The 25,014-nt window shown below is 43.3% G+C and carries 21 protein-coding genes, 1 tRNA gene and 1 pseudogene; 13 read left to right on the top strand and 10 right to left on the bottom strand.

Annotated features, from left to right (window positions below; genetic code table 11):
• Positions 1-4: 4 nt before the first annotated feature.
• Both F1644_RS20750 and F1644_RS20755 read left to right on the top strand, forming a co-directional pair.
• Positions 5-2,338 carry a GumC family protein gene (locus F1644_RS20750; RefSeq protein WP_168044270.1) on the top strand — a complete coding sequence of 778 codons (2,334 nt, stop codon included), beginning with the start codon at positions 5-7 and terminating at the stop codon, positions 2,336-2,338.
• A 2-nt stretch (positions 2,339-2,340) separates the two neighbouring features.
• On the top strand, positions 2,341-3,021 hold the full coding sequence (locus F1644_RS20755; RefSeq protein ID WP_118304049.1) for a tyrosine-protein phosphatase: 681 nt from the start codon (positions 2,341-2,343) through the stop codon (positions 3,019-3,021).
• Between the two features lie 51 nt (positions 3,022-3,072).
• Here F1644_RS20755 and F1644_RS20760 read toward each other — a convergent pair whose 3' ends face one another.
• The 3 genes from F1644_RS20760 to F1644_RS20770 all read right to left on the bottom strand — a co-directional run bounded on the left by F1644_RS20760 (position 3,073) and on the right by F1644_RS20770 (position 7,688).
• On the bottom strand, positions 3,073-5,577 hold the full coding sequence (locus F1644_RS20760; RefSeq protein WP_118304047.1) for an AsmA family protein: 2,505 nt from the start codon (positions 5,575-5,577) through the stop codon (positions 3,073-3,075).
• Between the two features lie 99 nt (positions 5,578-5,676).
• Positions 5,677-6,225 carry a ComEA family DNA-binding protein gene (locus tag F1644_RS20765; RefSeq protein WP_118304045.1) on the bottom strand — a complete coding sequence of 183 codons (549 nt, stop codon included), beginning with the start codon at positions 6,223-6,225 and terminating at the stop codon, positions 5,677-5,679.
• Positions 6,226-6,299: 74 nt separating this feature from the next.
• Complete coding sequence (locus tag F1644_RS20770; RefSeq protein ID WP_147344517.1) at positions 6,300-7,688, bottom strand: S41 family peptidase; 1,389 nt, start codon at positions 7,686-7,688, stop codon at positions 6,300-6,302.
• A gap of 219 nt (positions 7,689-7,907) precedes the next feature.
• On the opposite strand from F1644_RS20770, the gene F1644_RS20775 reads away from it, so the two are divergent.
• Positions 7,908-7,980 (top strand) — tRNA-Lys (locus F1644_RS20775).
• A 101-nt stretch (positions 7,981-8,081) separates the two neighbouring features.
• Positions 8,082-8,531 (top strand): PepSY-like domain-containing protein, encoded by a 450-nt coding sequence (locus F1644_RS20780; protein WP_087419803.1) that lies wholly within the window; start codon positions 8,082-8,084, stop codon positions 8,529-8,531.
• A gap of 156 nt (positions 8,532-8,687) precedes the next feature.
• On the opposite strand, the gene F1644_RS20785 is transcribed toward F1644_RS20780, so the two are convergent.
• The 4 genes from F1644_RS20785 to F1644_RS20800 all read right to left on the bottom strand — a co-directional run bounded on the left by F1644_RS20785 (position 8,688) and on the right by F1644_RS20800 (position 14,782).
• A complete protein-coding gene (locus F1644_RS20785; RefSeq protein ID WP_273493712.1) occupies positions 8,688-9,833 on the bottom strand; it encodes an IS256 family transposase in 1,146 nt (381 codons plus the stop codon).
• An 801-nt stretch (positions 9,834-10,634) separates the two neighbouring features.
• The gene (locus tag F1644_RS20790; RefSeq protein ID WP_118305090.1) at positions 10,635-12,371 is read right to left on the bottom strand and encodes an ABC transporter ATP-binding protein; all 1,737 of its coding nucleotides are present in this window, start codon (positions 12,369-12,371) and stop codon (positions 10,635-10,637) included.
• Positions 12,364-14,136 (bottom strand): ABC transporter ATP-binding protein, encoded by a 1,773-nt coding sequence (locus tag F1644_RS20795; RefSeq protein ID WP_087419805.1) that lies wholly within the window; start codon positions 14,134-14,136, stop codon positions 12,364-12,366. The genes F1644_RS20790 and F1644_RS20795 overlap by 8 nt, the downstream gene beginning before the upstream one ends.
• 10 nt (positions 14,137-14,146) lie before the next feature.
• The gene (locus F1644_RS20800; protein WP_118305089.1) at positions 14,147-14,782 is read right to left on the bottom strand and encodes a class I SAM-dependent methyltransferase; all 636 of its coding nucleotides are present in this window, start codon (positions 14,780-14,782) and stop codon (positions 14,147-14,149) included.
• Between the two features lie 376 nt (positions 14,783-15,158).
• Here F1644_RS20800 and F1644_RS20805 point away from each other — a divergent pair, with 376 nt between their 5' ends.
• The 3 genes from F1644_RS20805 to F1644_RS20815 all read left to right on the top strand — a co-directional run bounded on the left by F1644_RS20805 (position 15,159) and on the right by F1644_RS20815 (position 18,419).
• On the top strand, positions 15,159-15,770 hold the full coding sequence (locus F1644_RS20805) for a TetR/AcrR family transcriptional regulator (RefSeq protein ID WP_087419807.1): 612 nt from the start codon (positions 15,159-15,161) through the stop codon (positions 15,768-15,770).
• Positions 15,771-15,886: 116 nt separating this feature from the next.
• A complete protein-coding gene (locus tag F1644_RS20810; protein ID WP_229782450.1) occupies positions 15,887-16,861 on the top strand; it encodes an alpha/beta hydrolase in 975 nt (324 codons plus the stop codon).
• A 580-nt stretch (positions 16,862-17,441) separates the two neighbouring features.
• A complete protein-coding gene (locus F1644_RS20815) occupies positions 17,442-18,419 on the top strand; it encodes a hypothetical protein (RefSeq protein WP_087419810.1) in 978 nt (325 codons plus the stop codon).
• Between the two features lie 31 nt (positions 18,420-18,450).
• Here F1644_RS20815 and F1644_RS20820 read toward each other — a convergent pair whose 3' ends face one another.
• Positions 18,451-19,770, bottom strand: coding sequence for an MATE family efflux transporter (locus F1644_RS20820; RefSeq protein WP_118305086.1), 1,320 nt, complete (start codon positions 19,768-19,770; stop codon positions 18,451-18,453).
• 360 nt (positions 19,771-20,130) lie between these two features.
• Here F1644_RS20820 and F1644_RS20825 point away from each other — a divergent pair, with 360 nt between their 5' ends.
• The 3 genes and pseudogenes from F1644_RS20825 to F1644_RS20830 all read left to right on the top strand — a co-directional run bounded on the left by F1644_RS20825 (position 20,131) and on the right by F1644_RS20830 (position 20,886).
• Positions 20,131-20,313 (top strand): hypothetical protein, encoded by a 183-nt coding sequence (locus F1644_RS20825; protein WP_087419812.1) that lies wholly within the window; start codon positions 20,131-20,133, stop codon positions 20,311-20,313.
• Between the two features lie 99 nt (positions 20,314-20,412).
• A pseudogene (locus tag F1644_RS22765) lies at positions 20,413-20,493 on the top strand (hypothetical protein); the annotation flags it as partial.
• Between the two features lie 51 nt (positions 20,494-20,544).
• Positions 20,545-20,886 (top strand): RNA recognition motif domain-containing protein, encoded by a 342-nt coding sequence (locus F1644_RS20830; RefSeq protein ID WP_027202973.1) that lies wholly within the window; start codon positions 20,545-20,547, stop codon positions 20,884-20,886.
• A 44-nt stretch (positions 20,887-20,930) separates the two neighbouring features.
• Here F1644_RS20830 and pgl read toward each other — a convergent pair whose 3' ends face one another.
• Positions 20,931-21,629, bottom strand: a complete 699-nt coding sequence (gene pgl / locus F1644_RS20835; protein ID WP_118305084.1) for a 6-phosphogluconolactonase — start codon at positions 21,627-21,629, stop codon at positions 20,931-20,933.
• A gap of 226 nt (positions 21,630-21,855) precedes the next feature.
• Entirely contained in the window at positions 21,856-23,208 is a 1,353-nt protein-coding gene (locus F1644_RS20840; protein ID WP_158572033.1) for an MATE family efflux transporter, read from the bottom strand.
• 214 nt (positions 23,209-23,422) lie between these two features.
• Between F1644_RS20840 and F1644_RS20845 the strand changes: the two genes are divergently transcribed.
• From F1644_RS20845 to F1644_RS20855, 3 genes are all read left to right on the top strand, one after another.
• A complete protein-coding gene (locus tag F1644_RS20845) occupies positions 23,423-23,815 on the top strand; it encodes a hypothetical protein (protein ID WP_118305082.1) in 393 nt (130 codons plus the stop codon).
• A gap of 215 nt (positions 23,816-24,030) precedes the next feature.
• Positions 24,031-24,156: a hypothetical protein gene (locus F1644_RS20850; protein WP_255378860.1), complete on the top strand. Its 126-nt coding sequence runs from the start codon at positions 24,031-24,033 to the stop codon at positions 24,154-24,156.
• 33 nt (positions 24,157-24,189) lie between these two features.
• A complete protein-coding gene (locus F1644_RS20855; RefSeq protein WP_027202969.1) occupies positions 24,190-25,005 on the top strand; it encodes a MotA/TolQ/ExbB proton channel family protein in 816 nt (271 codons plus the stop codon).
• Positions 25,006-25,014: the final 9 nt, after the last annotated feature.

Genomic DNA, 25,014 nt, shown 5'->3' on the forward strand with positions numbered 1-25,014 from the left:
TTTTATGAACGAGAATGTTAGTAGAGAAATACAGTCTGATCAGGAAGATGTCATTGACTTGGGTAAGTTGTTTTATAAGATTCTAGTCCGGTGGCGTTGGTTTATCATCTCGGTGCCGCTGTGTCTGGCGGCGGCACTATTTTATTGTTTAATCAGTACGCCGGTGTATGATATTCACGGGAAGGTGATGATTAGTGACACGAAAAAAGGTGAGTTGGGAACAAACGTGATGATGAAGGAGTTGGGGTTGTTCCGGGCGGGGGATGTGTACGTGGAGAATGAAATGGTGGAATTGCAGTCGAAGAATTTGATGCGGGAGGTGGTTCGGGATTTGGAGTTAAATATACGTTATACTCAAGAATGTTTTTTCCGGGATCATGAACTTTATAATGATTCTCCCGTGAAGATATTGGTTGATCACCCGGAGGGTATAAAAGATACTTGTCTGTATGTTCTTTTGGCTGCAAATGACGAGATTGTCGTGACCGATCCGAAGGGAGAGGTGATCCGGCGAGGGCATTTCTCGGAGAGTATTTCCATGGGGGATTATTGTATCTCCGTGGAAAAGAATGCGGACTACATGGGGAGTGAATTACGGGAAGTCCGGATTAACTTGGATTCATACGAAACGGCCACGAAGGTTTTTTATAAAAATTTGAGTATCATGCCGCTGGAAAAAAATACGAATGCCGTGCGAATTATGTTGAAAGATCCGATTCCGGGTCGGGGAGTTGAGTTGATACACGCTTTGGTGGATCGCTATAACCAAAACGGGGTGACGGATAAACAACAGGTTTCGGCCAAGACGGTGGAGTTTATTAATGCTCGTTTGCAGGTAATAAACGGGGAATTGGGGACAATAGAGAATGATGCCGAACGTTTTAAGCGCACGAATAAGCTGACGGATCTGACTTCTGACGCGGCTTTTGCCATGGAAAGGAAAAAGCTGGCCGGAACGGAGTTACTAAAGGCTCAAACGGAGTTGGACGTGGTGCGAAGTATTCGATTGCTGACGGAAAAGAACGAGGATGGGGAGTTCTCGTTGTTACCGGAGAATATGGGGTTGACGGATGACGGGTTGAATAATGCTCTTTCCCGTTACAACGAAATGATATTACGACGCGAGAAATTATTGTTGAGTGCCCGGGAGAATAACCCGATCGTGACGGGGTTGGATATGCAGTTGCGAGGGGTGAAAAGTAGTATCCGGGAGGCCATCGGAAACGTGGAAAAGGGATTGATTATAAAGATCAAAGGGTTGGAACGGGAAAGTCTTTCGGTGGACGAACGATTGACTTCGGTACCCACGCAGGAGAAACAATACCGGGCAATAGCCCGCCAGCAGGAGTTGAAGGAGAATTTGTTTCTTTTTCTGATGCAAAAGCGGGAAGAGGCGGAAATTGCGAAACTGGTTTATGTGCCGACAGCGAAGATTATCGAAGATCCTGATGCGGGAGAGGGGCCTGTAAGCCCGAAGAAATCGTTGATTTTGTTATTGGGGTGTATGTTGGGCGTGTGTATACCCGTGGGGATTATTCTGGGAATGGATATGTTGGATTCGAAAGTGAGGAGTGTTGAGGATCTCGAACGAGTGGTTCGTTTGCCTTTGCTGGGAACCTTCCCGGAGGTCGGGAATGGAAAGGTAAAGGTTGGAGAAGAGGATTTTATTCAATCGGAATCGATGCAGTTGATCCGGGAGAAATTGAATTATATCCTTAAACAACAAAAGTCCCCGGTGATTATGGTGACCTCTACCATTCCCGGAGAAGGAAAATCTATGGTTGCAACTCATCTGGACAATGCGTATGCCAAGGCAGGGAGGCGAGTGATTGTTGTCGGGTGTGACTTGCGGAATCCCAGTTTGCATAATTTTCTTGATTTCGATCGACAGGAGGGATTGTCTGCCTATTTGGCGGGATTGTGTGATACTCCGGAGCAGTTAATCTGGCGGGTTAACGAGGAGTTACACGTTTTGTTCGGGGGAGTTATACCGCCTAATCCGGTACAATTGATAGCTAGTCCACGGATGCAGGAGTTGTTGGAGTATCTGAGAGGGAAGTATTCTTGTATTATTCTGGACACACCGCCTCTGGGTGTGCTGGCAGAAGGTTTTACTTTGAGTAAGTTGGCGGATGCCTGTGTTTACGTGGTGAGGGCTAATGTGCTGAGAAAGGAATCGTTAAGACTTTTATCCGAGCTGGAAAAAGATAAGCGTCTACCGGATTTAGGGGTTGTTCTCAACGGGGTAAAGGTTGAATCGGGCGGGTACGGGTACGGTTATGTGTACGGCTATCAATACGGTTATGGTTACGGGAATAAGAATCGTAAAACTTCTTGATCATGTTGTTTTTTAATAGACGTAAACGATATTTTTTCGAGTATGAAAATGATATACATGCTCATGTTTTACCCGGTTTGGATGATGGGGTGAAGACGATGGATGAGGCCGTGATGATCGTGAAACGAATGGAACGGGTGGGATTGAAACGATTGACGTGTACGCCCCACGTGGCTTACCCGGCTATGATAAATACACCGAAAGATGTGGAGAGTATGTTGTTCGTGTTGAAGTCCCGCTTGCGGGAAGAGGGGGTGCGTGTAGAGGTGGATTCCGGGGCGGAATACCGGATGGGGGAGTTTATGCTGGAGTTGTTGGAAAGGGGGGAAATCATGGCATCGAACCGGGGGGAAGTGTTGGTTGAACATAGTTTTGTCGGGCCATCTAATTACGTGGATGATATATTATTTGGTTTGCAGGGACGGGGATTTTGTCCTGTGCTGGCGCATCCGGAACGGTATCCGTTTTACGCGAAGGATATTGTCCGGTATTGTGAGCGGTTTAAAGAAAAAGGTGGAAAGGTGCAGGTGAATATACTTTCATTTGCAGGATTCTATGGCAAAGAGGCTATGATGGGAGCCCGAAAATTGTGTGATGCCGCTTTGGTCGATTATTATGCCGGGGATATTCATAGCTTGCAGCAAGAGATATTGATGGAAAAATATATAGGAGGAGCGTGGTAATTCTTTTTAGAATTGCTTTTTTTGAATGTTTTTTACGCTCCTCCGTTTTTTTTATTTGAATAGTTTATCCAAGCCTTTCAAGAGGTTATTTTTTAATTCTTTACCGGCTTCTTTTTCTATTTTCTTCAATGCTTTAGACAAATCGGGGGTAATTGTCGGTTTATCCAGAGTACCACCAAGTTTGACATCAACGTCCAGTGATTGAATGTTGTTGGCTCCGGGGATGGCTTTCAACACGTTGTCAATGTCTTTCCCGAAGTATTTTCGGGCAATGTTCATGGACATCGTGTAATCCATTTTGCCATCAACGGTTTGGCTGCCGGAGAAGGTGGTCGGGTTACCCGCGATATTCGTGGTAAACGGTTCCACAATAATATTTCCTTGTTCAATCTTGAAGTCTATTTTCAAGTTGGAAATACTTAAACGGCTTAACTCGTCATTTTTCAATAGGCTGGCTAGTTGGGTCATGGCCGGATTATCATTCAGGACAAATCCCTTGGTTGAGAGGCTACCGCTACCATTGGCCGTTGTCATGATCGGGCTCATTTCTTTGTCCAGATCCGAGCTGAATTTCATGGTAGCGGATATTTTACCATTGCAGTTCATGGCAATCGGCAGGCTTTGTTTGATGAAAGAGAAGGCGTTGTATGCCGAGTGAATGTCAATGTCGGTAACCCGTAAATTCAAGTCCACGGAAGGCTTGGCCGGGTTTGCCGTGTTGTAGGCCCCGTTCATGATCAGGTTCCCGTTCAGCATATCCATGCTCAGATTCTTTAGCGTGGCGATACCACCGGATGTTTCGATGTTTCCTTTGACGGAGTTTATCACGAGGCTATCGAATAAAATTTCTTTGATGTTTGTGCCGAAGGCCAGTTCTATGTTTTTCGGAATAGCCAGTACACTTGATGTTTCTTCTGCCGGGGCCGAACTTTGTGTTGTTGCAGCCTGTGTCGTGTCGGTCTCTGAGGTCGTCATGTTTGCCATGAATTCATTCAAGTCGATTTTGTTGGAATTCAAGGTGAAGTTACCTTTTAAGGTCTGATCCTTGAACACGTAAGGCAGGTAGTTGGCTAGATAGCCGGCTAGGGCGAAGTCTGAAGAGTTGATTTTTACTTTCAAGTCTTTCAAGTTCAGCCGGGCGGGTGTGATGGTTACCTCTCCGGAGGGAACAGAAATTCCGGCAGGGAAGTCCGCGTTCTTGAACAGCACGTTTTGCAGGGCAATCTTACCGTTTGCCGTGAACTTTTCGTATTGTTCTTTCTCTATATATTGGTACTTCCCGTCAAAGGAAAGATCGGTTGTTAAGATACCGTTTAACGTGATGTCTTTTAACGGCAAGGCTTTTTTCAAACTCTCGAAGTTGATAACGCCTTTCATGCCGCCCTTTAATGTCGGGTCGTCCGGATTGACCACAAGCAGGTTCATGCTGAACGGGTTGTTGGCAACCGTGAAGGTCAAAGTACTTAAATCTGCCTTGGTTTGCGCGACGGTTCCACCGGGGTTGGTTACTGCCAGTTTCAGATTGATTTTTTCAACCGATTCGGGAAGGTCCGGGTACTTCAGATTTGCGTTCAGAATGTTGAAACGCAAGTCAAAAGCGGGAAGATGATTCTCGTAATATTCCCCTTTTGCGGATAGGCTGAGTTGGAATTCTCCGGAAGTTTTGACCCCTTCGATTTCTTTCTGGAAATCTTTGGGAATTAGCGCTAACAGGCTTTCGAATTTCGTGTCGGGTGCGTTCAGATTCAAGTCCATCGTGTATTTGTCGTCATCAATATCAATGTTTCCGGTTAAATCCAGTTTCAAGTCATTCAATGACATATCATTTTTCTTGATATCGAATTGGAGCTCTTTCAAGTTGGCACCGATTTCGGCTTGCCAGTTGAAATCAGTGTTGTTTACCCACACACTCTTACCTTGACGCAAATATATGTTTTTGAGTTCCAATAACACGTTTAGTATGGTGTTGGTCTCGGAAAAATTTCCTTGTAAGGCCATGTTCACGGCATCAACCCGGGCAAATGTCTGTGCTTGTTCGTCCTGGTAGTTTAACATCAGATTACGCACTTCGATGTTGTTGAAAGCGATGGCAGTTTCCGAACCGGACTCTTCCGTGGTTTCCACGGGAGTTTCTTCTGTTTTCACCTCTGTCGTGTCGGAAGGAACCATGATGTCCCAGTTGGCTTTTCCTTCGGCATTGACTTTGGGCATAAAATCACAATCTTTTAATAAAATGTTATTGATTATGATTTCTTTACCGGAAATTAAGGAACGTAAATTTACGGATGCCTCGAAAAGAGGAATATTGATTAAAGTGTCCCGTGTGTTCGTTTCTTCCTTGGAAATGACCACATTATCCAAGGATACGCTTAGGTTCGGGAAGTTTTTGAACATGCTCAGATGTACGTCCCCGATAGCCAGTTCGGCCTGGATGTATTTTGAGGATTTCTCCTCGATTAATCGTAGGATGTCACTTTTGAAAAAGACGGGTATAACCATCAGTGTGACAATAATTAGCACGATAATAATTGCTAGTGTTATAAATACTTTTTTCATACGCTATAAGTTATGTGTGTTGTTTGCGTTGTAAATGACAGTGTTGTAAATTATTTACGACAAGCTATCATGTATTGTTCTATACAAAGTTATACAAAATTATTTGAAGTAAGGTTTTATTTTTTTGAGTTTAAATAATGGTAAAATATTTTGGGATTCCAAGGTAGAATAGTCAATCTTACCGAATTTTCGTTTGGCGTTGAAGATGAGTTGAACATCTTCGTACACTAGATAGGGGTGATGTAAAACGCTTTTAAAACTCATGGTGTCCAGTTCCTTTTTTCGGATCAGCGCGGGATTCACGGAGAAATGGGGAAGTAATGAATCTATGTTCAGGTATTGAAATTTAATTTCTTTGAGTTGACGGGTGGCGTGAAAACCGCCCAGTTGTTCCCGGTAACGCAGGATTTTGTTGGCGTAGTACGGGCCAATGCCCCGGATACTGACCAATGCCGTGCTGTCGGCGGAATTGAGTTCGATTACAAGAGGTTTTGGGGAGACGGTTTGTGTCGTATCAGAAAGTCGGGAATAGGGAATCAAGAAGACCGGGTATTCACTCTTGTGAATGGTTCGTGGTAGCACGAATAATGCCATGGTAAGAATGCCCAATGTTATAATTCCTTTTTTCTCCGATTTTCTGATAAACATGGTTGTGATATTAGCTGTATAAACACCATCACAAGTTATGAATATTTTACTAAATAGTTACTATATTGATTTGATTATTTTACGTGAATTATCCGATTGCTTTTGATGTCATTAAATGCTTTTGGGAGCATATTAAATACAGGAGATGTTTCAATGCTTCTGCCTTTTACTTGCATTCGCCGTGTTCCGGAAATGAGGGATAGGGCCTCTGCCAGTAAGGGTTCGTTTTCATCGCCAAGTTGAATGCCGTTGAAAAGATCCTCTTTAACCTCGTGTTGGGGTGTCATGCCTTCCAAGGAGTTGGGATACCCGTCGATATTGGTGAATCGGGAGCATACCGGAAATATTAACCAGTTGGCCAGTTCTTTATCTGCCACTAATTTCCCATTTTCTTCATATTGCGGGGAGAAAGCGTACATGGTGACGTATTTTCCGTAAGTCTTTGTTCCCACGAGTTCGACATCCATAAATGCTTTAAGGCAGGCAATCGTGTACTCGGAGGCAGAAACAGTCTCGCCAGAGGTTAAGATATATACTTTCTGGGAGGGTAAATCCAGATTGCAATTGGTTTCCACGAAGAACCTGTTAAGTAAGTTTTCGTATTGGGAATCACTTTCGAATATTTTTTGGCAGGGCGAATTCCATGTTTCTTTGGAGAGAAGTGTACCTACCACGGCTTTTTCTTTGGGAACAATCGCGCTGCATAGGAATGTGGAGGCGTCATCGTCACCTCCGTGGTTGTACCTGAGGTCGAGTATAAGATCGGTAATCCCGGCTTCCTTAAATTCGTTGAAGGCTTTTACAATGCTAGTATTGAACGTTTTCGTGAAATTGGTGTACATGAGGTAGCCGATTTTGTGGTTTCCCCGTTCGAAGAGTTTGGTTATAAGAACGGGGTCTGCATCCATTTTCCGGGAAGTGATGGTGACAGTCTTTCCCGAAGGAGCTATGACATTCCCTTCTTGTTTTCCCATTCCCAAGTTGAGGGTCCCGGGATTGGTAAGTTTGCTGAGGTCGCTTTCTGTAAAGCTTTGCGAGTTCAATTCTAAGATAATGTCTCCTCGTTTCAATTTTTCGGCGGCAGGAGAACCGGGATAGACATATTGAACAACGGCAAAACATTTATCACTGTCCTTGAATCGCCCGTAAGCAAGCCCGTAACCGTAAGTTTCACCTGTTCCTGCCATTTCTTCTAGAAGTCCGTTGGCATCATCAGTGATCAGGGACCATTTGTCTTTGGAGGAAAGGAGGGCCTTGAAATATTCTTTCGGGTCTTTTTCTGATTCTGGTTTAATGTCCGGAATCTCGTCATACCACAAGTAGAATGTAGATAAATTGTTCTGAATGAATTGATTCATCCGTGTGGCTAATTCATTGTCTTCCGAGTGATTGTTGTCTTTTTCACAGGAAACTAAAAGAGATAGCACAAGGAATAAAGAAAATAGAATTTTTGATGTGTTCATGAATGATTTTTTTGTGATTGTTTGGTAAAATAAGTAAAATATACCGACAATTCCTATCTTTTGTCCGAATTTATGGCGAGGAAACGGGAAACTCAATTAAATCATAATGAAGTTTTTACTCTTTTCATGAAAAAAATGCGTGAAAAAAAATCGAAATAAATTTGTGAGAGAAACAAAAAGATATACCTTTGCAACCGCAATTGAGAAACACAATTGAAGGATTCAGTAGCTCAGCCGGTAGAGCACAACACTTTTAATGTTGGGGTCCTGGGTTCGAGTCCCAGCTGGATCACGAAAAGAGACTAAATTATTGATTTTTAGTCTCTTTTTTGTTGTAATACAGGTTTCGTGAGTGATACTTTTTTGAGACATGGTCAAATTTGAGTTATTGGTATGAAAAAATTCGTCTTATTATTGATGATTTGTGTTTTGGGGATTCATGTGTTTGCCGGAGATATTGATGAGGCACAAGTGCCTAAGGTAGTAAAGGAATGTGTGAAACAGGCGTACCCGGAAGTGAAGAAGATCAAGTGGGATTTTGAGGAAGATGAGAATGTCTACGAGGCGGAGTTTGAAATCAATGATTTAGAATATAAGTTGGAGATTACCCCGGAAGGAAAGATCGTTTATTCAAAAGAGGACTTGACGATCGAGTCTATTCCCGACGTGATCAAGGAGTATTTGAAGAAGAATTATGAGGGTTACAAGATCATGGGTGCCAACAAGATCACGAAAAAAGGCATCGTAAAATATGATGTCGGTATTGTAGGGAAAAATTCATACGGGCATAAACGTCACCATAATATTTATTTTGACGCGAAGGGGAACGTGGTGAAACAGTAATTATTCATTGAAATCGGTTTGGGTATAGGTTACCTAACCTTTTTTGTATTTTTATAGGGTGTTATCTTATAGTTCATTTGCTTATACAAAGAAAGATAGTGTTTCAAAAAGTGTGTAAATACCTTCTTTTCTCATGACTGCAAAATTATAAATAGTTCAATAAAATAATCTTGATTCTAAAAAATTATAAATAGGATATTTATAAATATCTGCATTTTGGGCTACCGTTCCCATTAGGAGAATAACGGCTTGGGGGTTTGGCATGGCGCCCCTCATGTTGATGACCCTCTTGTAATCCCTGTTCAGCCTTTCGATCCAGTTTGTGGTGTAAATCATCCCCCTGATTTCCCTCTCGTACTTGAAGTAGGTGAAATAGAACCTGTACCTGTCGTGGCAATATCTTTTCAAAACGGGATAACTTTTCTGCCACCTGGCAATAAACTCTTTAAATTTTTCGAAAGCCTTTTCCGGGGAGATCTCCCACTGGTCGGGAGCGCAAACCTGCTTGAGTTCTTCCATGACCTGTTTCTTGTCCCTGGGCTTGACTTTCCCAGCTATATTCCTCTTCAGGTGCACGGTACATAATTGTAAATCTGCTTTTGGAAAGGTTTCTGCCAGCACGTTTTCAATACCGGGCAATCCATCACACACCAGGAGATCAATCACGGCCACGCCTCTTTCCTTGAGGTCTTCAAACACGTCCTTCCAGTTCGTGGCACTTTCCGTGGGGAAATTCACCACGGCCAGCACCTCGCGGGTTCGGTCTTCTTTCACCCCCAAAACCGTGTAGTAAGCCTCGTTGGAAACGGAATCATCACGACGGGTGAGGACATAGGTGGCATCGATGTAAATTATCGGGTAACGATTATCCAGTTCACGACCTAGCCAGGCATTTACATCCTCGCGGGCCGTGTTCAACAAGCGGCTAACCTGGCTTTTACTGTAATGTTTGCCGTAAAATTGCTCGTAAATTTTACCCACCTGTTCCGTGGTTAAACCGCTGCAATAAAGGCTACTCACTAGCTTTTGAGCCTCTTCTTCCTGGTCTTTTAGCACCCCCAGTAACATCGGGTAAAAATGGTTGTTACGACTACGCGGGACCCGAAGCTCGAAGACCTTACCGCCATGACATACTCGACGACCACGAAAACCGTTACTCACGTCACCACGTGTCTCGTTATGAAGATCACGTTCCGATAACATTAAACTCTCTAAACCTTGTTTAACCAAGCCTTGTAAACCTAGTTCACCGTTTGTGATTTCGGAAATTATTTCCGAGATTTGTTCATGTGTAAATTCCATAATTATTCATTTTTGAAAATTGCATTACAAAAATAATCAATTCGGAATTTACACACTTTTTGAAACACTATCCTATAGTTTATTTACTAGTAGAAGAATTAAATATATTTCTATAATATTAAAAACCTGTTTAAATTTCGTGTTGATACGATAAAAATATTGGGTGGCAGTTGTTCAAGAGACTGATACAAGGGATCATCTAATGGTAAAGCCATATAAATTCACGTCCGTGATATTACTCTAATCCAACCCGTATAAAGAAGTAATTTAACCCAAATAATCTCGCTCCCTCAGAGATCATTCGATGCTTACCCGGAGCCTAGTCATTCCGTAATGTTTGAGCCACGAAGAAGCTTCGAATGATCTTCGAATAAGGGAGATTATTTCCCTAGGATTTCCGTGGGATTTCCCTTGTTTTTTTATTATAAGTTAGGTTTGGTGGTGTCGGGAAAAATTCATTCGGGTATAAACGTCACCATAATATTTATTTTGATGCGGAGGGGAACGTGGTGAAGCGATAGTTATTCTCTAAACTAAGCTTACTTGTAGGTTACCTAATCTTTTCTGTATTCTCCATAGGGTGTTGTTATATGAATAAATTTGCTCGGATGATAAAGAAATAGAGAGGTAGGGGGAGAGGAGGCGTTTATTATTCTTAGCGGAACCTCGTGAATAAGTCAGCGGGAAGTGAACGAGGAGGATTATTGATGTGTGTGGATGGTTTTGTAAAGATATGATTGAGGAACTTCGTGTTCCCTGGTGAGGGATTGTCTTGCTCTCGAAAGGGAACACGAAGTTGGATTAATTTATGCTCGTAATCTGTCTTTCAATCATCTTCGCGAATATTCCTTTTTGTTTTTTCAAGTATTCTGCTGATCCGCTTTCCACTACCTGACCATCTTTCAGCACGATTATTTTGTCGGCATTAGCCACGGTACGCATCCGGTGGGCGATGATCAGTACCGTTTTGTCCCGAACGAGTTCGGATATTCCGGCTTGAATTTTGGTTTCATTTTCCACGTCGAGGGAGGCGGTTGCCTCGTCAAGCAGGACGATCGGGGCGTCTTTCAGCAGGGCGCGGGCGATAGAGATACGCTGGCGTTCTCCACCGGACAGGGTTTCCCCGTTTTCCCCGATAATGGTCTGGTAGCCTTGGGGCATTTTGCTGACGAATTCATCACATTGGGCAAGCCGTGCGACGCGTAGTACTTCCTCGTCACTAGCATCCCGTTTTCCAATACGGATGTTGTCCATGATGGAGGCGTTGAAAAGAACCACGTCTTGGAATACGACAGAGTAATTTTTCAGCAAGGTTTCCGGATCGATACGACTGATGTCCTGTCCGCCGAGGGTTATTTTTCCCGATTGTATATCCCAGAAGCGGGCAGCCAGTTTGGCTGCGGTGCTTTTGCCGCTACCGGATGGGCCAACCAAGGCGGTCTTTTCTCCTTGTCTTGCCGTGAAAGAAACTTTATTTAGTATGGGTTTCCCTTGTTCATACGAGAAGTCAACTTCTTGGAATTCTATATTGAAATTTTCAGGTTTAAAGTTCGTGTTTCCTTGTTGGATCGGGAGTGATTCCATTTCATTCATCCGGTTGATACGGACATCCAGATAGAACAAGGCAGCGAGATTGTTCATGACTTCATTTAACGGGTTGTAAATCCGTGAACCGATCACCATGAATATCAAGTAGGTGAACAGGTCTACACTGCCGTTTGCCAGCATGTTGGCTCCCACGATTATCACGCTTGCCAGTCCGAGTTTCAAGATGCTTTGGGAACCGTTTACTAGGATGCCGAGGGTCAATTCATTGCGAGTCAGCATCTTTTCATAGGTGTCGATTCTTACGTCCAGTTTTTTCAAGTAATCACACTCTTGATTGTAGGACTTAATCTCTTGAATCGTGTCCAGTCCTTCCTGTATATGTTCGGTTACGGCCCGTTTTTTCAGATAATTGGTTTCGTTACTTTTGAGGATTGCTTTTTTCGAGAAGAGAATAATAGCCATAGCCAGCGGGACTACCCAGAATAGGGAGAGGGTTAATTGCCAGTTGTAGAAGGCCATTCCGATAGCGATCAGTAACAGGCTGATGAGAGAGGCAAATAGTTGGGGAACGGCATGAGAGAACGTGTGTTCCAAATCCGTGCAGTCGTCCATGATCGTGGCGGTCAAGTCGGAAAGGTTTTTCTCCCCGAAGAATGACAAGGGTAGTTTACGCAGTTTTTCAGCCAGTGAGATCCGTCGGTTGGCACTTTCGTCGTACACCGTGGTGTAGGTGGAACGATACTGTAAAACGGCGATGATGTACATGACGATCATGAAGGCAAGCCCTAGTAGGCTATAATAGAGAATACCGTGTGTCTCGGATGCTGATGGGGTAAATACCGGGCAAAGATAGTCTTCGAGAAACAGGAATACGAAAACGGCCGGCAGCATCAGTGCGATGTCAAGCAGGACGGTGAAAAATGTTCCTTTACAGAAGTCTTTCGCTCCTTGTGTTGAAAGGGCGAAACGTTTTTTTATCGTGTTAAGCATGAGTGATCTCCTTTCCAATAGTCCAGCGAACGGATTGCTGGTATTCGTTCCACATATGATTGTAAATCCCTTGTTGTTGGATTAATTCGGTGTGTGTTCCCTGTTCTGCTACTTTTCCTTTATCTATGACCAGGATATTGTCGGCATCGGTTACACTCGACAAACGGTGAGCGATCATCAGCACGGTTTTTCCTTTGGTCAGTTCTTTCAGGGCTTGTTGTATTAAGTGTTCGTTTTCCGGATCGGCAAAAGCGGTTGCCTCGTCGAGTACGATAATGGGAGCGTTTTTCAAGAAAGCACGGGCTAGTATGATACGTTGTTGTTCGCCCCCGGAAAGGTATGTCCCTTCCGAGCCTATTTTCGTGTTCAGTCCAAGGGGAAGTTTATCGATGATTTCCCGGCATTGGGCCATGTCCACGGCTTTCTCGACTTCGGGCTGCGTGGCCGTGGGATTGCCGTATTTAATGTTTTCAAGTAGGGTCGTTTTGAATAATTTCGTGTTCTGGAATACAAATGATATATGTTGCATCAATTCGTTCGGGGCGATGTCTTTCACGTTGATATTGCCCACCATCACTTGGCCTTCCGAGGTTTCCCAAAAGCGGGGAACGAGTCGGGCCAGGGTGGTTTTTCCCCCGCCTGATGCTCCGACGAGGGCAACTCTTTTCCCCTGGGGAATTCTGAAACTGATCCCGTCGATTGCTTTTTGTGTCGTTCCCGGGTAGTGGAATGATACTTGATTAAATTGAATACTGAAGTCTTTTAACGGTTTCGGGGAGGACGGAACGGGGAGTTTCTCGTAAGAAACTAGGTCTTCGAGACGTCCGATAGCCTCACTCGCTTGTCCCAAGGCTTGGTTTAAATACATGCTTTTCATGATACTTTGAGAGAAGACTGGGGTGATGAGGACGAACAGGAAAAAATTGAGTAACACCGGGGCGTGATTTCCCGTGTACCCGATCAACAGGATAGCCAGAGGGGCTAGAAAGAACACGAAACCATTGATAATGACGGTGTAGAATGACATGGGCTTTTCCCACATTCGAGTGTAGCCGAATACCATTTTATTATAGTTTTTGATGCTTTTGTGAAAGTTCTTGAACGAGTAGATGGTTTGCTGGAAAACTTTCACCACGGGAATTCCTCTCACGTATTCCACGGCCTCCGTGTTCATTTCTTCGAGGGCGGTCATGTAGCTTTGCATGAATTGCCGTCCTTTGGTACCCATCATGAATCCCATCACGATCATGGATATAATGACGGGAGCCATGCAGGCAAGGCCGAGTCGCCAGTCAAATGAAAAGATGAGTATGGCCGCAACGAGTGGAACGAGGAACGTGGCTGCCAGGTCGGGCATTTGGTGGGCCAGGAAACTGTGGGTGATTCCCGCGTTGTCATCAATGATTTTACGGATGCGCCCGCTGGTGTTGTAATCGAAAAAGCCGAGGGGCATTTGTACGATTTTACGCATGGCTTCACGGCGCAGGTTGGATTCAACTCGGAATGCGGCCAGGTGTGACGCCATCAGGGCCGCAAAGTAAAGAATCACGCTGCCCACGGCTAGACCGGCAGCCCACCACGCATAAGTTTCTATATTGCCGGAAACGATAGTTTCGCCGGGGGCGAGTAATTCTCTTACAATAAACCAGATCAGTATGTACGGCAACATACCTGCCAGCGCACTAAGGGCAGATAATGCCATGGACACGGGCAAAAGTGCTTTTCGATTGCCCATGTACTGCTGAAGTTTTTTTAATGTATTCATGATATATTATTTAATTGTTTGAACTTTGCTTTTGTGCCACGATACATAAATCTTCTTTGTTCTTCCGGTGTAGGGTGATATTGGTAAAGCCGGATTGGGCAAGGATGTATTTTAGTTCGCTGCTTGGATGCACTACCATTCCTTCTATGCGGCTTGTCCAGGTTTCGTTTGTTGGGTCACTTGCCTCACAACAGATTAGAAAGAATCCGTTGTCTTTCAGCACTCGTTTCACTTCAATAAATGCCCGGTGAAGATCACCCCAGAAGTAGATTGTTTCGAAAGCGGTAACAACGTCGAATGAATTGTCTGCATACGGGAGCCGGTCGGCACTCCCTTGATCCACGAAACAACGTGTGCCAAGGTGTTTCATGTTTTTCTTTCGGGCAAATGCCACGCTTTCCTGTGAGATGTCGATGCCGTGAACTTTCCCTTGCGGGCATAGTTTCAGTATTTCCGATAAGTTGGCCCCACCGCCACAGCCGATGTCGAGAGTGTTCCGCTCCGGTTGCCGTACTAGGCAGGATCTGGCCCAGCGTGACAGAGGGGCGTGTCCCTTGTTCATACCTCTTAATATCATTCTGCCGAGAAATCCTTCCGGTTTTCCAGCGTTTTGGAAAAACTTGTTGATAAATCCTTTCTTCTCCATGGTTATTATATTAATTTTCGATGTCTTTCAATAAAGAACAATATTTAAAATCGTTCAAAAAAAGAGAGCTTGTATTTCTACAAGCTCTCCGTGGGGTGATTTTGATTGTGGGATGCGTTATATTTTGTTTGTCAACATTTCTTTTCGTCTTTTTTTTCGTCATGTGGTAATATGAATTTTATTTTAGACAAAATTACAACTCCGGGAGGAACGGGACAATCCCTAAAAATAGTGAATTTTTAATGGAAAATTTCTGAATCATAGTAAATATGGGCCCCCCTATATCAAGTAGTCTGAACGGGTAAAATCATCATTTTTAGGGATTGTCGGGATGTGTGATTACTTGTTTATTTACATTTAAATAATGAACCGAACTATGCAAAAGTTGAAGAATGACATCAGAAGAGAGCTGTTGAAGTCCGCGGAAGAATTGTTTCTACGAAAAGGATTTCAGAAAACGTCCATGCGTGAAATTGCCGAGACGGCGCAAGTCGGGTTGGGAAATATTTATAATTATTTTAGTGGTAAGGATGACCTTTTTTGCTCGATCGTGTATCCCGTTACCCATGCTTTTGAGCGGATGCTGGAAAAGCATCACGGGCATTACGGGGCTGATGTGATGGAGATATTGAGCGAGGTTTATCTTCGGGAGGCGGTTGACGAGTATATCGTGCTGATTCGTCGCTACCGGGAATTGATGATCTTGTTGTTGTTCCGGGCTCAGGGATCATCCCTTGCGAATTTCCGGGAAAGTTTTACCGATCGTTCCACTGAGTTGGTGAAAGAGTGGTTTTCGGAAATGAAATACAGGTATCCCGTTCTGAACGTGACGGTTTCCGATTTTTTTATCCATCTTCATTCCGTGTGGATGTTTACTTTGTTCGAGGAAATTATCATGCATAAGATAGAGGATCAGGAAATTGAGCAAATCGTGGCCGAGTACGTTAAGTTCGAGATTACCGGGTGGCGGGATATATTGAAAATATAGGTGAATGTTATAGAAGTATGAAAATTTATACTTAATTTCGATGGCAAAGTGACCGGGTTCATAAGGTATATTTGTAGATGATTGTCCGGTCGGAAGAACAAAAAACAGGCACGTGTATGGACACTTTTTACGAGGAAGATATATTGGGAGAGGGGTTTCAACGAACGACACTTTCTTTACGGGATGATTACGAGGGATCGGCGGTTGCCACGCTTGTTCGCCGTTTGTCGGATACGGGAAACGGTCGGTCGGTGCTTTATATTCACGGTTTTAATGATTATTTTTTCCAGCGGGAGATGGCTTGGCGTTTGAATGAACGGGGTTTCCATTTTTATGCGCTGGATTTACGAAAATACGGGCGTTCATGGTTATCTCATCAAAAGTTTAATGACATCCGGGATATTCGGGCTTATTTCGAGGAGATCACACTCGCTTTGCAAATGATCCGGGAGGAGGGAAGCCGGATAACCGTTTTGTTAGGACATTCCACGGGCGGGTTGATTGCCACGCTTTACGCTAAAGAACACGGGGATAGTTCTCTTTTTGACGGTATCATATTGAACAGTCCTTTCTTTGATTTTAATAAAAGTTGGTTTGTGAAGAAGTGTATCCCGTTTGCCTCGTTCGTGGGAGGTTTTTTACCGGGGATAAAGATTGCCGGAGGATTCACGGAGCAATATGGTAAATTCCTACACCGGGAGAGTCGGGGTGAGTGGGAGTATAACTTGGCTTGGAAACCGCATGTTGCGCCCCGGATTAATTTGGGATGGGTTCGGGCTATTCATAGAGCACAACGGGAGTTGAGGCAGCCTTTTGAAGTACGAAAACCCGTGCTGGTTTTACATTCGGAGAGGTCTGTCTCGAGTTTCTCGGACGAGGAACAAGTGCAGTCCCGCGATGCTATATTGAATGTGAGAGACATTCAGCAGGTAGCACGGAATATCCGGGGGCAGGTGGAGATCGTGTCGGTCTTGGGTGGTCTGCACGATTTGGTCCTATCCTGCAAGGAGGTCCGGGGAAAGGTCTACCAGATCATGTTTGACTGGCTGGTGCGTCAGAACGGGACGAATGATCGTAATTGTCCGGGTTAAAGCACGTGGTAAGTTTTATGGTGTGATTAAAAAAGAGAGGGTCCGCGACCTGATAGTGTGTGTATTTGGGTTATTGTTTTGAAGATTTCGCGGACCCGATAGCTCTAGGGACCCTCACGGTCAGCTGTTTGCGAGCTTTTGTTTTTTAGTTAAACAAGGGACGTATCCCACAGTTAACGAATTATGAAAAAAAAAGAAATGGTTTTAATGAACCTGATTTTACTCGATGTCTGTTATTTCTAAGTTTATTTATTTATTATTGTTTCATTAAGTTGATGTAAAGGTACAAGATTATTATTAATCCAAGTAACCTATAATTGTATGTGAATGTTGGTTGTTTTACAATAATAATAGATTGTTCTTGTTTTTGTTCTTGTTGGTTGTGGGGAAGAATAGAGGAGCGAGAAAAAATGGCTATTTTTAAAAGAAGGAACGGTGTGCTAATGTTGGATGTTTGAATTGGGAGGAAATGGAGAAGGTGCGTGTCAAAAATAGTCGCATTATGTTTCTTGTGTTTCGGGGATCTGGGAGTATTTTCCATACTTTTGACTTGAGTTCTTTATGAAAATAGTGTATAAGTATGAAAGATGTTTCACTGTATGAAAGTTTCCTGGCGGAATTGCGAAAGAAAATACCGCAAGGGGCTAAGTTGACAAATACTTTGGTTGATATGTTGTATATCGAACGGGAAGCGGTTTATCGTCGGTTGCGCGGCGAGGTCCCGTTCACGTTTATGGAGGTTATGACTATCACCAAGGAGTTGGGAATTTCTCTGGATAATCTGACGGAAACGGATACATGTAAGAGTCGTCCGTTTCAATTGAAATTGGTGGAGTATGCGAACCCGCTTGATGCGGATTTCCGGATGATGCAGGATTTCGTCGAGATATTCGCTTGTGCGGAGAATGAACCGGACTGGGAGGCCGGTTTCTCGACGAACACTCTTCCCAAGTCTTTTTGCTACTATTATCCCGGGATCACACGTTTTTATTTATTTAAATGGTTATATCAATATAGCAACGTGGATACGGTGAAACCTTTTCGTGAGGTGGTGATTAACGATCGGTTAGCTAGGATTCAACAGGACTTTTTACATGGAATGCGGTGTGTTAAATCCTCTTTTTATATTCTTGATCATCTGGTGTTTCATTATCTGGTGACGGATATGTTGTTCTTTGCCAGTATTAACTTGATTACACCCGAGGAGTTGAAGGAGTTGCAAGAAGAGTTGATCTTGCTGCTGGAGAAGTTGGAGCGTTTCACGGCGAAAGGATTGCATGAGGATACGGGGAACGAAATGTATATTTATCTGTCGAATATTAATCTTGACACTAGCTACTGTTACCTGGGTAGCCCGAATTATCAATTAAGTATGTTGAAGGCATTCACATTGAACGTAATATCATCTTTTGACTTGGAGACGTTCAACCGGTTGAAGAGCTGGATGAATTCGTTAAAGCGTTCGTCCACGCTGATTACGGTGAGCGGGGAGAAGGAACGGGTACGTTTCTTTAGTGACCAGCACCGTTTGGTGCTGGACATGACGAACGCGGTCTGAAAAAGTTTTTCATGACCGTGTTCGTTTCTTATTATAGTTTCACGATTTTTTCGTTTGTTCTTTTCAGGTGAAACCATGAAAAAAGAAAAAGAAGGAGTACGTAAAGATGTTCCGATGTCCAGTACACCGCTAGCGGGACTTCTCCGATCCGGTTGATAGAAGAGAGGTAAACAAGATATATGATGATCGTGATACATTGATAGATGAATGCAGCACGGGTAGCCCCTGTTCCTGATACTGCGTTACAGAATACGTGTGCGGGAAGGGAGAGAATGTAATTTGATAACATAACAACAAAGGGCCAGAAAGCTAATTGCACGAGTTGCTTGTCCGGGGTGTAAATGCCCATGACCGTGTGGGGAAATAACAGGGCAATCGCGATTAACGGGGTGCCAAGAATGTAGCCGAGACGAATGATTTTCCGACACAAGGGCATGATTTGTTTTCTTTCCCCGGCTCCCGCCAAGTTACTGACGAGTGATCCCGTGGTGGTGGAAAAGGAACTCACGATGACGAAGAAGATCGTGGATATACTTCGGATGATATTGGCAATTGCTAGTTGCGTGGTACCGAGATGCTCGATGAGAATAAAGAAAAGGAACCAGGGTGCCACACTGATAAAGGAGTGCATCATGCTCCAGACGGAGAGGCGGAAAAGTTGTCCCATGAGTCGTTTGTTAAAAATGGCGAAGAGACCGTAATGTTGTTTGTCTATTTTGAAACGAGTATAGCTGACCAGCACGAGTAATCCTCCCAGTTCGGAGATCGTGGATGCTATGGCGGCACCTGATATGCCCAAGGCAGGAATCTTCCCGGTACCGAAAATCAGCAGATAGTTCAGTAACACGTTCATACTTGCTAGAGTGACGGCAGAGACGGTGAGTATACGGGTTTTGGTGATTCCCACGAAAAATGCCCGGAAGGCCAGCATCGGAAAGGCGAAAAGCAGGCCGAAAGTTCGCCAGTCCAGATATTGTATAACAGCCTCGTATATTTCCGGGGAAGTCAGTAATCGTTGTAGAATGAATGGAGTGAATATTTTAGACAGGCCGAAGAGCGTGACGGCGAGCGTGGTCAGAAAAAATAATCCTTGGAAGAACACTTTTCCCGTTTCCGCAGGACGTTGTTCACCGTTTCGGCGGGCTATCATTACTTGCAAGCCGAGACTGAACCCGAATCCCAGTATGTAAAGGGAAAGGTAGTACATTCCTGCTATGGCGGAGGCTCCTAGTTCTGTTTCTCCGACATGTCCGAGGAATATGGCATCCGTGATATTTATTAATTGTTCGACTAACACGCTCATCATCACTGGATAGTTGATGAGCCAGATTTGTTTGCTTGTAAAATTCATTATTCAACTTGAATAGCACATAGCAAGTTATTTCCACAAGAGTGGATCACTTGTTATGTTCGGTAAATAAAAAAGGGTATAAACTCTGTTCCCGGAAACATATTCTGTCCCCGGCAGGCTTGTGCCTGCAATCGGAATACTATACAAGGAGCGTAGCTATATACAGAGTTGTGCTTTCATGTTGAATAATAGAGTTAACGATACAAACATACAAAAAAGATGTGAGATTCTTCTTTTTTGTAAAACTTTTATATCAAGGATGAATCGGGAATACGGTATGTAACCCTCTATTTTCGAGGACGTATAATATAGGTAGGATGGGAAGTTTCTCCCATGGATTAATAAAAAAATTAGAAGGTTATGAAAGAACGTGAAGAAAAGAAGAAGAAAGTGGCGAGTGATGACCGGCGCGCCCGGAATATTCCTTCAAAACAAGACAAAAGTTGGGTCGGTGAACAACAGATGCAACAAGAGCAATTTGACAAGACCGAATTCGAGGAACGGGAGGCTAAAAGACATCCTAGAAGAAGGATATGTCACTGATTTAGTGCTTATTTTCGAGGGTAATATGTTTTTATTACCCTCGTGTTATTTTTACGGCCCGGATTGTTTGTTTATTAAAAATATTATCGTAGATTTGTCGTGATTTTGAGTTTTGATTTGATCGCTACAGAGCGTTTGCCTTCATCGTATTTTAAATGTATCGTTAAGCAGACTTTTCTAGACAAGATCCAACCTCAAGTATTTAAATTATTAATTTTAAAGTTTGTATTAATGAACATTTACATTTCAAATTTAAGTTACGACGTGAATGATAGTGACTTAAGAGAATTATTCGAAGAGTACGGTGAAGTTTCTTCAGCAAAAGTTATCATGGATAGAGAAACCGGAAGATCAAGAGGTTTCGGTTTCGTGGAAATGTCTGACGACACGCAAGGGCAAAAAGCTATTGATGAATTGAATCAAGCTGAGTACGATGGTAAGGTTATCAACGTGAACGTTGCAAAACCGAGAACCGATCGTCCGGCCGGTGGTCGTGGCGGTTTTAACCGTAATGGTGGCGGTCGTGATCGTCGCAGTAACGGTGGTGGCCGTAGTTTCGAGAAAAGATTCTAAAATATTTTGGATATAAGAAAAGGTGGTTTTTTAACCACCTTTTTTTATTCTGTAACCCGATCTGTGAAGAGGGTTGCTGTTGATGCATGAGAGAAGATATAGGACGCCGGGTATACTCCTTGTTTCTGCACGAGATGTTCCATGATTTCTTGTTTATCAGATCCGATGACGGGGATTAATATAGCCGAACTTTTTAAAATTACGGTCCCTGTCATTGTAATTCTTTGTTGTCCGGTCTTCGGGTGGTGTGAAACCGCATAAATTCGTTGGTCGGTCAGTAGATTCATCGAATCACTGAATATGGAGGCCACGTGTCCATCAGCCCCAATGCCCAGTATCGTGCAGTCGAAACGGGGCATATTCGAGTAGCCGGGGAGTTCCCATTTTACCATTTCCGAATATCGTTCAGCTTCAACTTTAGGTTCTTGTTCTCCCCAAATGCGATGAATGTGATTTTGAGGAATATCCAGAGGCATGAAAAGAAGGCGTTCGGCATGTTTGAAATTGCTCTCGTCGTCTTCCGGCGACACGCATCGTTCGTCTACCCAGTAAAAGCGAAGAATGTCCCAAGGGATATTATTCCGGTATTCTTTTACCCATAATTTGAAAAGTTGTTGCGCCGTGGAACCTCCGGACAGGGCGATATGAAAAGGTTTCGATTTGCTTTTTTTAATCACCGTTATCAAAGTTTCGGTCATTGAACGCAATGTTTCTTCGGCAGTTTTATATACTTCTATTTTCATGATTGTATGGATCTAATTCGTACCTGTTTATACGATGCAAGTTACGGTTTATTCATGATATAAACAAGAAAAAAAGTTAAAAACCCTTACTGATTTTAGATTTTAAATTTTAGATTCCAACCGCACGAGGCAAGCGCTTATTCTGTGATTTCGTGATTGCCGATTAGGTGGTTATAGAATCACAGAATCATTCAATCGGCAATCACTTAATCTTTTAATCTAAAATCTATAAGTTTGTAACTCGCCGCAGGCGAATGTTTTTCACAGATTTATTGAATCTACGGATGAAGAGGGTGGCAGCGAACATGAGGCCGCCACAGAATCCGGAGAGTAGTCCGGGAGCCCCGAAGTCGAGCAGGATTCCGGCAATATATGCTAGCGGTACGGCGACAAATAGATAGGAGACGAGAGCATAGATCATGGGGCGCTGCACGTCAGTGATGCCTCGTAAGGCTCCGAGTGCGGTTACTTGTAATCCATCGAAGATTTCAAACACGGCAACCACGAAGAATAGGTTGCGAGCCACTTTTATCACGTCGGGATCAGGGGTGAAAATGGATGCGATGGGGGCCCCGAAAAGGGCGTAGATCACGGCTGCTCCGGCCATGAAAATAACGGCAAGGCGGAGAGAAGCATGGGCGTAACGACGCATTTTCCCGATATTTCCCCGCCCGAATTCATGACTGACGAGTATGGTAGAGGCTCCGGCGATTCCGCTGGAGATCATGAATGTAAGTGAAATCATGGACATGACAATTTGATTTGCCGCAAGGGCAATGGTGCCTAACCATCCCATCATTACGGTGATGAGGCTGAGGGATAGAAATTCCACGACCATTTGTCCGGCTATGGGGTAGCCGACTTGTAATAGTTGTTTGATTTTCCGACGGCTCGTGTTGCTAAATTGAAAAAAACGAAATACGGGACTGTATATTTGGGAACGATGGATGTAAAGAAAAAAAGCAATAGGCATCATCAGGCGGGAGATTAATGTCGCTAGTCCCGCACCCGCTACCCCAAGAAATGGCGCACCGAATTTACCATATATAAATATGTAGTTCAGGAAAATATTCATCAAATTGCATGAAATCGTGATCACCATGGCTACCTTCGTGTTTCCAATTCCTTCCATGTATTGTTTAAATGTCATGAACAGGATGAACGGGATGACCGAGAATGAGGTCAGGATATAATATCCTTTGCATAATTCTACAACTTCTGCGGGTTGTCCCATCATGGAAAGGTAGGGCATGAGCATGAACAAGAAAAGGGTGAGTACGAGTGACACGGTTGTGTTCAGTAGAAGTGAATTTTGGAAAAATCCGGCTATACGTTCTTTATCATCAAGCGCATGAGCTTGGCCCACAAGTGGGGTTAGGCCGGTGGCAATACCCATGCCGACAACCATCGTGTTCATGATAATTGCTCCCGCTAATGACACGGCTGCCAATTCCGGGGCTCCGAGTTGTCCTACCATGATGTTATCAGCCATTTGTACGATCGCCTGACCGGCTAATGATAACATGATCGGGAAGGCTATGTTGATGTTCTGTTTGTAATACAGTGAGTTAATTCTCATGACTTGAATTTTAAAAACGGGGACAAAGATGTACATTTATTGTCACAAATAAAAATGTTGAAATCTTTTTGCGGGAAATGAAACTAGATTAATCATCGTTTCCGTATAATGAATAAATGAAACGCAAAAATTTGAGAAATTTAACTATATATTAAGTCAAAAAATTGCGAGAATTGGAAAATATGTGTATTTTTGGTTTCGTAAATAGAGAGAAATGAAAGGATTGATATTTCGATATTTTTCGTTGTTACTCCTCTTTTTGGTCATCGGGGTAAATCTCTTTGGAAGTGAAGGTTCCAAGGGGAATATTCCTGTTTCTGATAAGGAGAACATAGAAAAAGCGTCGGAAGAATTCCAGGTTTCCACTACCCCGTTTGATCAGCATGGAGTTTTTGAACGAACTTTAGAGTTTTCAAGTCGGCAGATTGTTAATAATGGAAGTCGGGAACAATTCTCCCTCTCGTTCTATCGGAAAACAGAACTTGCGTCACGTAGAAGTGAATTCCGGATGATGGAAGAAAAGACTTACGGGTATTTTTCCGATTTGCTGGGACTTCGACATCTTCAAGGTTTCTACGTGTTCGATTTGTGTAAAATCATTATTTAGCTATTCCTAGGTCCGTTTTGTCCAGTGTCACGAATGGTGATACCGGTGAGTTGTACTCGCTCATTGAAAGCGTGTTTTGATATGACATGCTGGTATAGAGGTGACTAATGTAATTATGGTATCTTTCTTCGGATACGGACGGACGAATTATATCCTTATTTTTCAGTGTATTATAAAATTGAATTTATTCATAAACGAATAATAATAGTAGACCTATGGAGAATAGTAAAGAAAATGCCAAGGGTTTTACCAACTCGGCATTATTTCAGACATTGTACCCGATTGTGATCATGTTAGTCATATTTGGTTTGGTTTTCTTGGCATTATACGTGGCATTATAATATTAAAGCGTTTAAAATATAAAAAATACTCCTATGAAAAAGACAGCAACAAAACAAGGAACAAGAAGAAGTTTAGGTATTTCTGCATTTCCGATAATCATTCTGTGTTTTATACTGGCAATGGTTATTTATCATTTCGTGTATGGTAATCCGGCTAATTTTATTAATAATGACCCGAATAATCATCCTATTCAGGGAAATTTGCTAGGTACGATTTATAAAGGGGGGATCATCGTTCCGGTTATCCAGACCTTGTTATTTACGGTATTGACTTTAAGCGTGGAGCGGTTGATTGCCTTAAAAAGAGCAAAAGGAAAGAAGAATTTGCAACAATTCGTGACGAAGGTGAAGAGTGATCTTGAGGAGGGGAATATTGAGGCTGTTCGCCAAGCTTGTGACGAACAGAAAGGAACCGTGGCAAACGTGATTAAAGCATCGCTTTCTACTTATTCACAGGTGTCAGTTTGTGACACGTTGTCGAAAGAAGAGAAACAGTTGGCAGTACGGAAAGATCTGGAAGAGGCTACCATGCTTGAGTTGCCTACGATGGAACAGAATCTGGGGGTAATAGCCACGATCACGACTTTAGGGACGTTGATGGGATTGCTCGGAACTGTAATCGGGATGATCAAGTCTTTCGCGGCATTATCTTCTGCCGGGGGAACGGATTCTATTGCCCTTTCTACCGGTATTTCGGAGGCTCTTGTGAACACGGCTTTCGGTATTGCAACCGGGGCGTGTGCTGTGATTGCTTACAATTTCTTCACTAGTAAGATAGACGGGATCACGCATAGTATTGACGAGATCGGGGCTTACTTGGTACAGAGTTTCACGATTAAACAACGCTAGTATACACTT

The organism is Butyricimonas paravirosa, from assembly GCF_032878955.1.
Classification (GTDB): domain Bacteria; phylum Bacteroidota; class Bacteroidia; order Bacteroidales; family Marinifilaceae; genus Butyricimonas; species Butyricimonas paravirosa.